At 61.1% G+C, this 12,961-nt stretch carries 19 protein-coding genes and 1 pseudogene; all 20 read left to right on the forward strand.

The window, feature by feature from the left end; genetic code table 11:
- Positions 1-243: hypothetical protein (locus tag KY465_RS18310; protein WP_219203568.1), on the forward strand; the 243-nt coding region annotated here is incomplete at its 5' end.
- 12 nt (positions 244-255) lie between these two features.
- Positions 256-558 (forward strand): hypothetical protein, encoded by a 303-nt coding sequence (locus tag KY465_RS18315; protein WP_219203569.1) that lies wholly within the window; start codon positions 256-258, stop codon positions 556-558.
- A gap of 62 nt (positions 559-620) precedes the next feature.
- Positions 621-824 carry a hypothetical protein gene (locus KY465_RS18320; RefSeq protein ID WP_219203570.1) on the forward strand — a complete coding sequence of 68 codons (204 nt, stop codon included), beginning with the start codon at positions 621-623 and terminating at the stop codon, positions 822-824.
- Positions 824-1,066 carry a hypothetical protein gene (locus tag KY465_RS18325; RefSeq protein WP_219203571.1) on the forward strand — a complete coding sequence of 81 codons (243 nt, stop codon included), beginning with the start codon at positions 824-826 and terminating at the stop codon, positions 1,064-1,066. The genes KY465_RS18320 and KY465_RS18325 overlap by 1 nt, the downstream gene beginning before the upstream one ends.
- Positions 1,066-1,557 (forward strand): terminase small subunit, encoded by a 492-nt coding sequence (locus tag KY465_RS18330; RefSeq protein WP_219203572.1) that lies wholly within the window; start codon positions 1,066-1,068, stop codon positions 1,555-1,557. Before KY465_RS18325 ends, KY465_RS18330 begins: the two co-directional genes overlap by 1 nt.
- A gap of 348 nt (positions 1,558-1,905) precedes the next feature.
- Positions 1,906-3,621, forward strand: coding sequence for a hypothetical protein (locus KY465_RS18335; protein ID WP_219203573.1), 1,716 nt, complete (start codon positions 1,906-1,908; stop codon positions 3,619-3,621).
- Positions 3,622-3,640: 19 nt separating this feature from the next.
- A complete protein-coding gene (locus tag KY465_RS18340) occupies positions 3,641-3,838 on the forward strand; it encodes a hypothetical protein (RefSeq protein ID WP_219203574.1) in 198 nt (65 codons plus the stop codon).
- Positions 3,838-4,104: a hypothetical protein gene (locus tag KY465_RS18345; protein ID WP_219203575.1), complete on the forward strand. Its 267-nt coding sequence runs from the start codon at positions 3,838-3,840 to the stop codon at positions 4,102-4,104. The genes KY465_RS18340 and KY465_RS18345 overlap by 1 nt, the downstream gene beginning before the upstream one ends.
- Before the next feature lie 3 nt (positions 4,105-4,107).
- Positions 4,108-4,272 carry a hypothetical protein gene (locus KY465_RS18350; protein ID WP_219203576.1) on the forward strand — a complete coding sequence of 55 codons (165 nt, stop codon included), beginning with the start codon at positions 4,108-4,110 and terminating at the stop codon, positions 4,270-4,272.
- 5 nt (positions 4,273-4,277) lie between these two features.
- Complete coding sequence (locus tag KY465_RS18355; protein WP_219203577.1) at positions 4,278-4,679, forward strand: hypothetical protein; 402 nt, start codon at positions 4,278-4,280, stop codon at positions 4,677-4,679.
- A complete protein-coding gene (locus KY465_RS18360) occupies positions 4,660-6,978 on the forward strand; it encodes a portal protein (RefSeq protein ID WP_219203578.1) in 2,319 nt (772 codons plus the stop codon). Before KY465_RS18355 ends, KY465_RS18360 begins: the two co-directional genes overlap by 20 nt.
- Positions 6,979-6,998: 20 nt before the next feature.
- The gene (locus tag KY465_RS18365) at positions 6,999-7,379 is read left to right on the forward strand and encodes a hypothetical protein (RefSeq protein ID WP_219203579.1); all 381 of its coding nucleotides are present in this window, start codon (positions 6,999-7,001) and stop codon (positions 7,377-7,379) included.
- Positions 7,380-7,383: 4 nt separating this feature from the next.
- The gene (locus KY465_RS18370; protein ID WP_219203580.1) at positions 7,384-8,682 is read left to right on the forward strand and encodes a hypothetical protein; all 1,299 of its coding nucleotides are present in this window, start codon (positions 7,384-7,386) and stop codon (positions 8,680-8,682) included.
- A gap of 26 nt (positions 8,683-8,708) precedes the next feature.
- Positions 8,709-9,719, forward strand: a complete 1,011-nt coding sequence (locus tag KY465_RS18375) for a major capsid protein (RefSeq protein WP_219203581.1) — start codon at positions 8,709-8,711, stop codon at positions 9,717-9,719.
- Positions 9,720-9,828: 109 nt separating this feature from the next.
- Entirely contained in the window at positions 9,829-10,224 is a 396-nt protein-coding gene (locus KY465_RS18380) for a hypothetical protein (RefSeq protein ID WP_219203582.1), read from the forward strand.
- A gap of 39 nt (positions 10,225-10,263) precedes the next feature.
- Positions 10,264-10,509, forward strand: coding sequence for a hypothetical protein (locus tag KY465_RS18385; RefSeq protein WP_219203583.1), 246 nt, complete (start codon positions 10,264-10,266; stop codon positions 10,507-10,509).
- A 3-nt stretch (positions 10,510-10,512) separates the two neighbouring features.
- The gene (locus tag KY465_RS18390) at positions 10,513-10,695 is read left to right on the forward strand and encodes a hypothetical protein (RefSeq protein ID WP_219203584.1); all 183 of its coding nucleotides are present in this window, start codon (positions 10,513-10,515) and stop codon (positions 10,693-10,695) included.
- Positions 10,696-10,700: 5 nt separating this feature from the next.
- Positions 10,701-11,144 carry a hypothetical protein gene (locus KY465_RS18395; RefSeq protein ID WP_219203585.1) on the forward strand — a complete coding sequence of 148 codons (444 nt, stop codon included), beginning with the start codon at positions 10,701-10,703 and terminating at the stop codon, positions 11,142-11,144.
- Positions 11,144-11,779: a phage adaptor protein gene (locus tag KY465_RS18400; protein WP_219203586.1), complete on the forward strand. Its 636-nt coding sequence runs from the start codon at positions 11,144-11,146 to the stop codon at positions 11,777-11,779. The genes KY465_RS18395 and KY465_RS18400 overlap by 1 nt, the downstream gene beginning before the upstream one ends.
- A pseudogene (locus KY465_RS18405) lies at positions 11,780-12,961 on the forward strand (hypothetical protein); the annotation flags it as partial. It abuts the gene before it with no gap.

The raw sequence follows: 12,961 nt of genomic DNA on the forward strand, positions 1-12,961 counted from the left end.
GCGACGATGATCGAGGGTCATCACGTCAACATGCACGCGGTCGGTCCCCTGGCGGGACTGATGACAGCCAACAAGCCGGAGACAGGCGACATCTTCGAGCGCACGAACATTCTCTCGCTTCTCGGTGAGATGAACTGGCAGGCGTCAGCTGTTGGTGAGCCTGCGGGCTATGTCGGCTCGTCGGGCATCAAGATTTTCGATCTCGCCACGATCACAACCCCGGCGAACGTTCTCGCGAACTGAAAGGGATAGTCCATGTCGCAAATTACAGACACCTTCGAGGCGACCGGCACATCGGACGAGATCATCAGCGACGTGATCGACATCGCCATTCGCCACACCGGAACCGCATCGATCGATGTTGAGCGCCAGATGCCTTCGGGCAACTGGATCAAGATCAAGACCGGGATTACGGCTGATTACAACGAGACGTGGAATTTCGGCCGCGGCGTGTACGTCACCCTGCGCCTCAATTGCACCTCCTACACCGATGATGCGGAATTCGCGATGACCGCGCCTGAGCCGTGGCTGCCGTCTGACCAGATCATCTACGCTTAAACGCCAAGCCCAGGCCGAGGGGGCCGAATACCCGGCCAACCAGTTTTAGGGAGGTTCCCCCCATGACGGCCAACACCCACACATTTGCCATCGGCGACAGGGTGGTGCGGGTCTCCGTCGAGGGAGGCGCCCCGGAAATGCTGGTGGTTGATTTCGAGGATCAGTATCTCCGCTGTTCCTGGCCTTCTCTCATCGCCGGAGTGATGCCGTACGAGGAACTGTTCCACCCGGTCACACTCAAGCTGATCAAGAAGGCGGTGCGCTGATGCCGAAAATAGACCCCTACGAAAACACTGTGCCGTTCACAGAGCCAGTGAACCTCACCGAGGAGGATGTCGGCGAGATACTCTGGCGCCACAGTACCCGTCACGTCCTGACCGCCATCGGCTGGCCCGAGGACGACCTGGAGGCTGAGGTCGAACGCCGAATGGTCAACTGGCGCGATAAGGCCGAGGCCTTTGACGCATGGCTGGCCGAGCGGCGCGAGGAACTCAAGGACCGCAGCTGATGCCGACCCTCTCCAATCAACGCCACGAGGCATTCGCGCAGGCTCTTGCCAAGGGCAAATCTGCCACCGATGCCTACAAGATGGCTGGCTACAAACCGGACTACGGCGCCGCCTCCCGTCTTTCAGGGAATGTCAAGGTCAAGGCCCGCGTGGCCGAACTCATCTCCGCAGCTGCCAAGAAGACGGTCGAGGAGGTGTCGTTCGACGCCAAGGAGCAGTTCAAGCGCATCCAGCAGACCATCGACATGGCGCTCAAGGCTGGGGATCTGAAAGTCGCGCTCGAGGGGCAGAAGTTCATGGCGCAGTGCTTCGGCTACCACGATTCCCCGACCCTGACCCATGAGCATGTTTGCGGTCAGAAACTCACACAGCAGAGCCCAGACGGCGATTCCGAGGGTTCGGAGGGGGATGGCCCATCAGCGCCGCCGCCGGACGCTACGGCGACCGCTCTGGCCTCGGCGATCAGGCAGATGCGCAGGTCGATGAACTAGGAGGTAATGATGAAACACCAGCACACGACATACACATGCGATCGCTGCGGCAAGAAGCTTGAAGGACCCTTCGCTTGCTTCCACGAGCGCTGCACCGTCCAAGCTTGGGCAAAAAACGAACGCCTGATCCATTGGGAGGATCTGTGCGGTGAGTGCAATTCAGAGGTCTACCTGATCATAAGCTCGCTGACGCAAACTTGCACATCCAATTGGACGCAGGCATCCAATATCCGGACAGACGCGCCCTCCGCTGACCCACCAGCGGTTGAGAATTGACCGACCGTAGGGCTGAAAATGCTCTCAAATGCGGGGTTTTACCAATTGCAGGTTGAAATGAGGCGCAAATGAATGCTGTCACGCTATCGTGGAGAGCGCTATAAGGCCGCCGCGTCACCGGACCTTGTGGCGTTTGTGGAAGACGACGGCCTGCACGCGCTCGACTATGAAGGTGCGCTCGAATTCTACACCACGGTCGGGCCGCACCTGTCGGAGGCGGATCGGGCCTATCTGGGATGCGTCGACCGGTATTTTCTTTTTACACACATCCTGGGGCGTCACGACGGTCTGCACGAATGGCTCTATGACCGCTTTCGCGAGGTGGAGCTTGAGCCTGATTATCGCCTCGATCTGTGGGCTCGAGAGCACTACAAGTCGACCGCGATCACCTATGCCGGCGCAATTCAGGAGATATTGAACGATCCCGAGATCACCATCGGTGTGTTCTCGCATACCAAGATCATCGCACAGGGGTTTGTCTCACAGATCCGCCGGGAGTTCGAAAAACCGCTGATGCAGCGGCTCTATCCCGATGTGTGCTGGATCAAGCCGACATCAGAAGCCCCGGTATGGTCTGCAACGCAGTTCACGGTCAGACGCCAGACCAACCCGAAGGAAGCGACGGCTGAAGCGTGGGGTCTGGTCGATGGCCAGCCCACCTCGAGGCACTTTCTGCTGCGCATTTACGATGACGTGGTGACGCGGGAATCGGTCTCCACACCCGAGCAGGTCAAGAAGACCACCGAGGCATGGGAGTTGTCGGACAACCTTGGCGCCGGGGCCGGCCGGTTCTGGATGATCGGCACGCGGTATTCGTTCGGCGATACCTACGGCGACATTCTCGGTCGGGACATCCTCACGCCGCGGCTCTACCCGGCGACCGACAATGGCAAGATCGACGGCAATCCGGTGTTCCTGTCTGAGGAGGTCTGGGAGAAGAAAAAGCGGACCCAGCGCTCGACCCTCGCAGCGCAGATGCTCCAGAATCCTCTATCGGGCAACGAGCGCACTTTTGAAGCGGCATGGCTCAAAGCGTGGGAGGTCCGGCCGGCCTTCGTCAATGTCTACATCATGGCCGACCCATCCCGAGGGAGGAACGCCACGTCCGACCGCACGGCAATGGCTGTGCTGGCCGTCGACGCCAATAACAATCGCTACCTGGTCGACGGGTTCTGCCATCGGATGACCCTCTCCCAGAGATGGGACGCGCTCAAGCACCTGCATCGCAAATGGACCGACATGCCGGGCGTTGCGATCGTCAAGGTCGGTTATGAGCGCTATGGGCAGCAGTCGGATGACGAGTATTTCGACGAGCGCATGCGGGCCGAGAGCTACTGGCTCAAGATCGAGGAACTGGCCTGGCCGCGTGAGGGCGGGGCATCGAAACAGCATCGCGTCGAGCGGCTGCAACCCGATGTCCAGTATGGCTCGCTGCTCCTGCCGTCGTTGGTGCATGTGCCGGGCGAGGGGACGTGCTCATGGAAGCCGGACCTTGAGGCCGGGAACATGGTCTACACGCCGCAGAGAGACGCCACAGCGCTGGAAAAGCGCTTGAAGGAGCGGGGGCAGGGCTATCTCGCCGCCAAGCCGCTCAAGAGGCTCAACGAGAAGGGCGAGGTCTACGATCTCACGGTCGAACTGATCAACGAGATGCTGTTCTTCCCGTTCGCCACCCACGACGACCTCGTGGATGCGACGAGCCGGATTTACGACATGGACGCCATCGCACCATCGAAAGTGGAACTGGAAGACCCGACACTGGACGAGCCGGTGCCGGAGGATGCCTGAGGTCAAACAGGAGGCGCACATGAAACGCGAATTCAACCTGACGATGGACCGCGTGCTCTCGCTCGCCGCCCAGCAGCTGGTGCGCAAGGAGATGCCGGAGATGCTGGGGTGCAATCACGAGGCCCGGTGGTCGGTCAGGCTAGGCTACGATGAAATGGACCGGCCGGACATCAAGGGCGTGCGCGTCACCATTAGTAGCACCGAGGAGGATGCGTAATGGTCACATCGCTCAACGCCGCCCGCGCCCTGCGCGACAATGACAACTCGCACATGACCCCGGCGGATGCCCTGCGCTTTGCCCTCGAAGGCATCGAAAGTGAGGACATCAAGTGCAACAAGATGCTGGTCCTGTCGCTCAACACAGAGCGTTGCCCCGACTCCTATGACACCGGCTGGATCGCCGCGAACCTTTCTGGCTCGGAGATCATCGCGCTCTTGGAGATCGTCAAGATCCGTCTGTCCGAACTGATGCTGGGAGAGTGAACCATGGCCACCGTTCAAACGCGCACGTTCTCATGGTGGGAGGTCATCTTGCAGGCCGACCCCGAGTTTCACGCCAAGCGCAAGGACGAGAAGCTGTTCGAGTTCTCCAACGGCCGTGAGTTCAGGGGCAACCCGAACACCCGCAACACCGCCTATCCCGACGAGTGAGGCCCATGTTCAACCTCTCCACCCGCTACGAGCATCCCGGCCTCGGCGATGATCATGATGAAGATCCCTTCGCCCATGCCAAGATGGCGACCGCCAAATGGACCGGCGAACTGCTCGACCGCCACTATCCCGGCCATCCCTGGTACTGCGAAGTCGTGATGTCGAAGACCGGCGGGCTGATCAAGATCCAGCTGCGCGGGCTGATGCCGACCAACCGCTGGTACTGCTGCCAACTCTCGGATGTCTTGAACGATCCGGGCGGCAAGCGCACCGTGTTGCGTGGGGCCGGTGAAATCCTCGAGCGCTACTCTATCCGGCGCGGCGCCTTCAATGTCGACGACTGGCAGAGCGCCATGATCAAAGCCCCAATCTCCGGGAGAGGCCATCTTGCCCCACTTCTCCAGTAACGATCCGGATCGCTCAGCACCGGGCGAGGACGGCTTCGAGGGCCAGACCGTCGAGCCGACCGAGGGCGAGGAGGAAACCGAAGGGCTCACCCTCTCCGATAAGGATTGGATGAGCATGTTTCGGGAGTCGCTGAAAGTGGCGACCGACTATCAGACCGAGAAGTTGCAAAAGGCGTGGTCGCGCAACTACCGGGCGTTCAACAACAAGCACATTGCCAATTCCAAGTACGAGAGCTTCAAGTACCGGCATCGCTCCAAGCTGTTCCGCCCCAAGACCCGCATGGCCGTGCGCAAGAATCTTGCGACATCGGCAGCGGCGATGTTTTCAACCGAGCAGGTGGTCAACGTCACCCCGACCCGCGAGAGCGATCCCTTGCAGTCGATGGTGGCCCGCATCATCCACGAGGATCTGAACTATCGTCTGGACCGGGTGAACAAGCAGGACGGCCCGCAGTGGTTCCTCACGGTGATTGGCGCCAGGCAGGACACGCAATTGGCCGGCCGCTGCGTCTCCAAGCAGTTCTGGGAGTTCGAAGAGCGCGACGAGATCGAGCTTACCGAGCAGCCCGTGATCGATGCCACTGGGCTTCCGGTACTCGATGAAAAAGACCAGCCGGTCATGGAGGTGGTCGAGACCGTCGGAACGAAGATCCTGCGCGATCGCCCGCAATGCACGCTGATCCCGCCGGAACACGCCTTCATCGACCCGACAGGCGATTGGCGCGATCCGGTGCAGGAGGGCGGGTTTTTCTTTGCCGGGTTCCCGACGCGGCGCGACGATCTCGAGCACATGATCGAGACCAACAAGGCCGCCCGTCGCTATGGTGGCCGGTCGTGGCGTGAGGATATCGACCTCTCGAAAATTCAGGGCAGCAACGAGCCATCCAAGCAGGCCGACGCCATCCGCCGGGCTCGCGAAGAAGGCACCGACCGCTACGAATCCCGGCATGCGGACGAGAACGGGCAGGTGCTCTGGCTCTACGAGTGTTTTTATCGCTTTGCAGGGATTGACTGGCATTGGTGGATGCTCGGCGAGCAGATCATGCTCTCCGACCCCATCCCGGTCGAGGATGCCTATCCCGAGCAGAAGGGCGATCGGCCCTATACCTCTGGTGTTGGCGAGGTGGAATCCCATCGCGTCATGCCTGCGGCGCCGGTCGAGACATGGCAGCCCATCCAGCAGGAGATGAACGATCTGGGCAACCTCAGCCTTGACGGGTTGAAGATGTCGATCTCTCCGATCACCAAGGTCATTCGCGGTCGTGGCGTCGATCTCAAGCAGGTGCAGAACCGTGGCCCCGATGCGCACATCATGGTGCAGGAAGCCGACGATGTGACCTTCGACCGGGCGCCAAGTCCCGCCGGCATGATCCAGAATGCCATGAACAACCTGAATGTGGATTTTGACGAACTGGCGGGTGTGTTCTCCGCCGGCTCTGTGCAGACCAACCGGCAGATGAACGAGACGGTCGGCGGCATGCAGATGATCTCCGCCTCGTCCAACTCGGTCACTGAGTTCGATCTGCGGGTGTGGGTGGAGACATGGGTGGAGCCGACCATCCGGCAACTGGTCAACTGCATCGCCTATCATGAGAGCGACGCGCGCATTCTCTCCATTGTCGGCGAGCGCACCGGCTTGATTGCCCTGCCGGACATTCCCGGCCAGGAGGGGCTGAAGGACAAGAACCCGGGGCCGAAGGTGTCGATCGACAGTGCCATCGACGCCATGCGCAATGCTGATTTGCGGGTGCGGGTGGATGTCGGCCAGGGCGCTTCCGACAGCCGGCAGAAGCTGGAAAAGTTCGCCACGGCGATGAAGCTCACCGGCCAGTTCCTGCCGATGATCGAAAAGGAAGGGTACGAACTCAAGGGCGCTGCCGTCGCCCAGGAGATATTTGGGCTGGTCGGTTACAAGGATGCCGATCGGTTCTTCACCAAGAAGCCCGAGGACCAGAAGGAACCGCCGCCGCCCGAGGTGCAGAAAGAAATGCTCAAGGGCAAGCAGCGGCTTGAGGAGAAGAAGCTCGACAGCCAGACCAAGATGCAGATCGAGCGCGGGCGGGCCGAGAAGGATCAATCCATCGCCGTGCTGGAGGCCGGTCTTGAGCGCGACCGGCTGGCGCTGGAACAGGAGCGGTTCGAGCATCAGAAGCGGCTCGATGCCATCGAACTGCGCTTGCAGATGCAGGCCGAAGCCCAGCAGCACCAGATGCAGCAGCAGGCACAGGCGCAATCGCGCAATGAAACCCTGCTCAATCACCTTGTCAGCCTGCTCAAACCACAGGGCGGCGAGCGCTGACCTGACACCAGAGGCACAACATGTCTGAAGTTGAAGACCGGCTCGAGGAGGCCACGGACCTGGAATTTGCCGGGGACATGGCCTCCGAGGAGTTCGACCGCGCGCTGAAACTGTCCGAGTTCTACGCCCTGCTTGACGGCATGGCTGAAGGGGCGGCCATTCGTGTGCTGCTCGATGAGGGCCGCCGGGAGGCGATTTCCGGGATGCTGGCGCTGGCCGTCGCCGATCCCGATGACGCCAAGACGATCCGGGACCTGCAATGGCGGGTGGTCCGCTTCGGCAAACTGGCGGAATGGATTCGCGAGATTGTCGAGAACGGCAAGAGTTCGCAGGACGATCTCGAGGCAGAAAGCCGGGCGGCACTGGAAAAGCTGATCCGTACAGAGGCAAACGAGGACTGAACCCATGACAATCGAGAACGATATCCCGGCCGGGGATGCCCCGGCGGAAGAACGCGCCCCTGTGTCCGAAGGCAACGAGGCGGTCGAGACCAAGACAGAGGCCAAGACCGAGGCGGAAGCGCCGGCCGAAAGCCGCACACCGCAGGTCAAGCCCGACATGAAGCGTTCCAGCGTCTATGAGCGCGCCAGGGCCGCCCGCGAGAAGAACGACAGTTTCCGCGCTTTTGCCTCACCGGAGGAGGAGAGGCGCGTATTCGGCCCCAAGGTGGAAACCGGCTACGACCGCGACGAAGCGCGTCAGCGCTCTGCTGAGGGCGAACCAGAGGGTAATGAGGGCGCATCGGGAGAGGACACCGCGTCCGACCAGCGCGCCGAGGCACAGGTCGAGGCGCCGGCCGAAACCCGGCGGCGCAAACTCAAGGTCAACAAACACGAAGTCGAGATGGACGAAGAGCAGGTTGTCAAGCTCGCGCAGCAGGCGCTTGCAGCAGGCAACATCCTCGAACAGGCCAAGGCCTATCGTGACCAGCTCGAACAGAAATTGGCAACCCTGAACCAGGCCGGAGACGCCAACCAGAGCGCCGGCCAGGGCAGGGATGCTGACCCCAACGACACATCGTCAAAGGCTACCACACCGGGCGATGACGAGTTGGATGACATCATCGATCGCATTCAGGTCGGTGATACCTCCGAGGCCAAAGCGGCTCTCATGAAGTTCGGGGACCAGATCGCCCAGCGCATCGAGTCCAAGATCGGCAACATCGACGAGCGCATCTCCGCCACCACACGGATGAATGCCGAGAACGAGCGCCGGCAGAACGAGACCCGCCAAGTCCTCGAGGAGTTCTCCAAAGACCATTCGGAGTTCGTCGAAAGCAAGGCGCTCACCCAGGCACTCGCCCAGGAATCCCTCGAGCAGATGCGTGCGCACATGCACGCTCTGGGGGTCCGGGACGAGACCATCGAGAGCCTTCGCCAGAAGCATGGGATGCAGGAAAACGAGGCCATCAGCTACTCGTATCGCCTGCTGCGGGATCAGGGGCACCAGTTGCCCGATCACGGTTCCGTGCTGCGCCAGTCGGCGGCCAACATCCGCAAGGCCTTTGGGATCTCCCCGTCATCGAACCCTCCATCCGGTGAGAGCGGGGCCGCAGAACAGCGGCTCGCCGAAAAGCGCCAGATGGGGTCCCAGCCACGACGGGCTTCCATTGCCCCGCAATCCAAGCCGGACCCGAAAACGCTTGAGCAGACCCGCCTTGAAGCGGTTCGCCAGGCGCGAAACTTCCGGCGCGGCGGCCGGTAGCCCTTCACCTTAGAAGGAATACCATCATGACCGGACAGGTCTGGTCTTCGGACGCTTCGGGCGGTTATCTGTATTCGGATAACCTCTCGGCCTACCTGCGGATGGAATTGCAGTCACGCACCAAATTCCGCAACTTCTGTGACGCTCCTGACGACGCCATCGGTCTTCACCGCGGCGACACCTACCGCTGGAACGTCTATTCCAACCTCGCAGCCCGCGGCGGTCCCATCACGGAAACGCAGCGGATGCCGGAAACCTCGTTCACCGTCGCCCAGCGCTCGCTGGTCATTGGTGAGCAGGGCAACTCGGTGCCCTTCACCCAGAAGGTTGAGCTTCTGGGCGAGCACGATGTCAAGGACGTGATTGACAAGACGCTCAAGGACGATTGCCGCAAGTCGATCGACCGCATGTGCGCCTATCAGTTCTTCCAGACGCCGCTGCGCGTGGCGCCGACTTCCGGCACCTCCACCACTGCCGTGACGCTGACCACCAACGGCGCCACTGCAACCACCAACAATGTGGCACTCGGCTCGGGCCATGTGAAAGCGATCTTCGACACCATGTCGGAGCGCAACATCCCGGCTTTTGAGGGCGATGACTATGCAGCCATCGGCCATCCCACCACGTTCCGCACGTTCAAGAACGATCTCGAAGACATCCACCAGTACACCGATACGGGGATCAACATGATCTTCGCCGGTGAGATTGGCCGCTACGAGTCGATCCGGTTCGTCACCCAGAACGAGGTGCCCAAGGGCCACGCCAACGATGCCGAGTTCTCCGAGACCTCTTCCTCGGATAACTACATCTACACCGCCACCGATGATGCCTGGAACAACGCCAAGTCGTCCTGGGCTCTGTTCTTCGGCGCCGACACGGTGCTCGAGGCGATGGCGGTCCCGGAAGAAATCCGGGCCAAGCTGCCGCAGGACTTTGGCCGCGACAATGCGGTCGCCTGGTACTACCTCGGCGGCGCCGGCATCGCTCACACCGACGCGACCAACGCGCGCATCGTGATGTGGGACTCGGCGGCTTAAGCCACCAGCAACGATACTCGACCGGAATTTCCCTTGGACTCGCGACACGCGAGTCTCACCGGGCCCGGTCGGGCTTCACCCTCCTTGAAAACTGAAAGGAATAAGACCGATGTCTTATGCTGATCCTGATCGCCGGATCTATTCGTTCGGCGCGATCGACTTCGGTGCTGGTGGCGAGGTTGTGTCCATCACCGGCCCGAGCGGCAAGACTGGAACGCTCAAAGCGATCCATGTCGCCGCAACCGAAACCTTCACCACCACCACCACGGCCGGACGTGTCGATGTCGGCACCGCAGCTGACGCCGACGCCTATGCCTCGTTCAATCTCGGCGCCCTTGCCGACACGGACTCGGCATCGACCGACGATGGCTCCACGGACACCGACGCGATCATCGACGCGGACATTCCCGCCGATACGCAGGTGGAAGTGACCTGTGTGGCCCCGACCGGCGGCACGCCGGCTGGCATCGGCTACGTCTCGATCATCATTGATTGGGCCTGGTAAGCACCGCGGCCGGCTGTCTGATGATGGCCGGCCTGCACCATGAGGAGCAGTCCGATGGACAAGCGCCGCTACGTCTCCCGCAATCCCAACGTCGAGCGTCCGATCCACAAGATCGGCGATGAGACGGGCTCGCCGGAGAAGGACGGGTACACCGTCCGAGATCGTGCCGGGTATCGCCCCAAACGCAACCGCTATTTCGACGATTCATGTCTCCCCGAGAGCCTGATGGACGAAAGCGAAGCGCGCTGGGCCCGGCTTCCCACCTCCATCTACGATGAGGATTGAACCATGAAGCATCCCCAGACCGTCACGTCGAAAGGTGCCCGCGGCACCAAGATGTTGACCTCAACCGGTGTCGACAAGTCGTCCCTTGGCGACAAGTCCACCAAGTCCCTGACCCCGAAGATGAAGGGCGGTCCCAACGACGCATCGTCCTCGATCGCCGGGGCTTCCACTCCGAAGCGGGGGTAACTCCCATGTCCAAGCCGCAACTCGATCGTTCCCGGAACGACGTAGGCCAGATCACGCCGCCCTACCGTGGCGCCTTCTGGACCCAGAACGGGCACTACTTCGCCCATGATGGAGCCTACCTGTTTTCCGATGGCGCGGTCCCGGAAGCGGCCTCCGACGAACCGGACGGGGCTTCGGCTCCGTCCGAGGAGGCTCACACATCCACACACGAGAGCGCAGACGCGCGTTCTGCCTCTGCCGAAGGGAATGCCCCGTCTGAGGCAAAAGCCCCTTCCACGGGCAAGGAAATCGACCTTGCCGCATGGGCGCGGGACGATATCAAGGCTCCGTTCTTCTCGGTCAAGAAACAGGTCCGGGAGGATTATCCCGACATCGATATCAAGAGCGCCAAGACCATCCGCGCCGGCCTTGTTGCCGCCGGGGTTGTCTCGGCTGATGAGGTCGCCTGATGGACTACACCACGCTTGTCGCCGCCGAGACGACACAGGGCAGCATCAAATACTGGATCAACTATTCCCGCATTGATTCTGCCGGCATCCTCTCGGAAGCGCAGGCGTGGATCTACCAGCGGCTCCGGGTGCGCCAGATGGTGGAGATGGCTTCCGTCTCCATCGCATCCGGGGCCTCGACCGCAAGCCTGCCGTCCGACTATCTCGATCCGATCCACCTGGGCATTCCGGGCACCATCAACGAGATCCGCCTGACCGATCCGCAGCGCTTTCGCGGTCTGTTGGGCTTTGACAGTGACGGCTCGCTGCCGTCGGGCACCCCGACCCGCTGGGCCGACTACGACGACACCATCAATCTCAACTCAGAGGCCGATCAGGCCTACACCGCCAAGTTGGTCTATTACGCCGAGCCGACAGCACTCTCAGGCGCCAATGAGACCAACTGGCTCACCGATCGCTACCCGATGCTGCTTCGCAATGTCTGCACCATGTTCGCCGCCGACGCGCGCAAGGATTGGGCGCTGATGGAGCGCAAGCAGGTGCAGGCCATGGAACTGATCTCGCAGATCAAGGCCGAGAGCGACCTGGGCATGCGGGGGATGGAACTCGACTTCAATTGGGAAGGGCATCCTTAAATGGCCACCTATTCCGATATCCTGCTCCTGTCGCTCCCCGCGCAGGGCGAAAGCGGCGTGCACGGCTTTGCCAATTGGGGCGCGCTCGCCAATTCCAATTTCCAGTTTCTCGAAGATGCTGTCGGGGAAGAAGCCTCGATCACGCTGGCGGGAACCGATGTCACCCTGACCGCAGCCGAGGAACGGGCGCTGCATCTCAACCTGACAGGCACTCTGACCGCCAATGTCGCGGTGCTGACCAATGACCGCAAGGGGTTCTGGTTCGTCACCAACGGGACCACCGGTTCCTATTCCGTCACGGTCAAGCCCACGAGCGGATCAGGCGTTGCCGTCACGCAGGGCGAAAAGGCCATCCTTTATTCCGACGGCACCAATATCGTGGCGGTCAGCAGCGCCGTAGCGGAGTTTGCATCCGACACCTTCCGCATTCTGGATGGATCGGACACCACCAAGAAACTCGACTTCGACATCTCGTCATTCACCACGTCGACCACCAACACGCTGACCCTGCCTGATCAGGACGTGACGATTACCGCCTTTGCCGCTTCGATCCTCGATGATGCCAATGCGGCTGCTTTCAGAACGACGGTCGGTCTTGTGATTGACACCGACGTTCAGGCTTATGATGCCGGGCTTGCAGCAATTGCCGGGCTGGCCAAGACCGACGGCAATATCATCGTCGGCAACGGGACGACATGGGTGGCCGAGAGCGGCGCAACCGCACGAACCTCCCTTGGCCTTGCCATCGACACGGACGTGCAGGCTTATGATCCGGGGCTGCAATCCATTGCAGGGCTGACCACCTCCGCTGGCGATATTCTCTATACCACCGGTTCTGACACCTACGCCAGACTTCCCAAGGGAACCGCCGATCAGGTCTTGACGATGAACAGCGGTGCGACCGCACCGGAATGGGCTGACTTGGCGGCGAGCGGGCTGCAATTCGTCGAAACGTGGACCTATTCGACCAACGTCTCAACGATCGATTTCACTGATCTCGGTTCCTACAAAGAGATTTTGCTTCTGTTTGAAGATCTGACGATGACATCAAACACTCCCAGCATCCTGCTGTCTACGGACAACGGGTCTACTTTTCTGACGAGTGGATACAGAGTCATTGCCGCAGAAAGTGGCTCGACTGCCGGCACAGTATCGTCCACCGGCATCCTACTCATTGAAAAC

Origin of the sequence: Neohoeflea coraliihabitans, assembly GCF_019334345.1 — a bacterium.
Lineage (GTDB): Bacteria > Pseudomonadota > Alphaproteobacteria > Rhizobiales > Rhizobiaceae > Pseudohoeflea > Pseudohoeflea coraliihabitans.

Excerpts from the sequence above, each read along its gene's own strand:
- KY465_RS18370 (WP_219203580.1), top strand. The coding sequence starts at position 7,384 with ATGACAATCGAGAACGATATCCCGGCCGGGGATGCCCCGGCGGAAGAA.
- KY465_RS18330 (WP_219203572.1), top strand. The coding sequence starts at position 1,066 with ATGCCGACCCTCTCCAATCAACGCCACGAGGCATTCGCGCAGGCTCTT.
- KY465_RS18345 (WP_219203575.1), top strand. The coding sequence starts at position 3,838 with ATGGTCACATCGCTCAACGCCGCCCGCGCCCTGCGCGACAATGACAAC.
- KY465_RS18375 (WP_219203581.1), top strand. The coding sequence starts at position 8,709 with ATGACCGGACAGGTCTGGTCTTCGGACGCTTCGGGCGGTTATCTGTAT.
- KY465_RS18385 (WP_219203583.1), top strand. The coding sequence starts at position 10,264 with ATGAGGAGCAGTCCGATGGACAAGCGCCGCTACGTCTCCCGCAATCCC.
- KY465_RS18395 (WP_219203585.1), top strand. The coding sequence starts at position 10,701 with ATGTCCAAGCCGCAACTCGATCGTTCCCGGAACGACGTAGGCCAGATC.
- KY465_RS18335 (WP_219203573.1), top strand. The coding sequence starts at position 1,906 with ATGCTGTCACGCTATCGTGGAGAGCGCTATAAGGCCGCCGCGTCACCG.
- KY465_RS18315 (WP_219203569.1), top strand. The coding sequence starts at position 256 with ATGTCGCAAATTACAGACACCTTCGAGGCGACCGGCACATCGGACGAG.
- KY465_RS18365 (WP_219203579.1), top strand. The coding sequence starts at position 6,999 with ATGTCTGAAGTTGAAGACCGGCTCGAGGAGGCCACGGACCTGGAATTT.
- KY465_RS18350 (WP_219203576.1), top strand. The coding sequence starts at position 4,108 with ATGGCCACCGTTCAAACGCGCACGTTCTCATGGTGGGAGGTCATCTTG.
- KY465_RS18325 (WP_219203571.1), top strand. The coding sequence starts at position 824 with ATGCCGAAAATAGACCCCTACGAAAACACTGTGCCGTTCACAGAGCCA.
- KY465_RS18390 (WP_219203584.1), top strand. The coding sequence starts at position 10,513 with ATGAAGCATCCCCAGACCGTCACGTCGAAAGGTGCCCGCGGCACCAAG.
- KY465_RS18400 (WP_219203586.1), top strand. The coding sequence starts at position 11,144 with ATGGACTACACCACGCTTGTCGCCGCCGAGACGACACAGGGCAGCATC.
- KY465_RS18320 (WP_219203570.1), top strand. The coding sequence starts at position 621 with ATGACGGCCAACACCCACACATTTGCCATCGGCGACAGGGTGGTGCGG.
- KY465_RS18355 (WP_219203577.1), top strand. The coding sequence starts at position 4,278 with ATGTTCAACCTCTCCACCCGCTACGAGCATCCCGGCCTCGGCGATGAT.
- KY465_RS18340 (WP_219203574.1), top strand. The coding sequence starts at position 3,641 with ATGAAACGCGAATTCAACCTGACGATGGACCGCGTGCTCTCGCTCGCC.
- KY465_RS18380 (WP_219203582.1), top strand. The coding sequence starts at position 9,829 with ATGTCTTATGCTGATCCTGATCGCCGGATCTATTCGTTCGGCGCGATC.